Below are 213 nucleotides of genomic sequence, written 5' to 3' on the forward strand. Positions count from 1 at the left end.
GTCGAGCGGACTTGATGGAGTGCTTGCACTCCTGAGAGTTAGCGGCGGACGGGTGAGTAACACGTAGGTAACCTGCCCATAAGACCGGGATAACATTCGGAAACGAATGCTAATACCGGATACGCAAGTCTCTCGCATGAGAGAGTTGGGAAAGGCGGAGCAATCTGTCACTTATGGATGGACCTGCGGTGCATTAGCTAGTTGGTGAGGTAA

General features: G+C 52.1%; 1 rRNA gene. It reads left to right on the plus strand.

The annotated features are described in order from the left end of the window. A 16S ribosomal RNA gene (locus M3180_RS22635) occupies window positions 1-213 on the plus strand; the annotation flags it as partial.

Origin of the sequence: Paenibacillus camelliae (genome assembly GCF_023715345.1) — a bacterium.
GTDB lineage: Bacteria > Bacillota > Bacilli > Paenibacillales > Paenibacillaceae > Pristimantibacillus > Pristimantibacillus camelliae.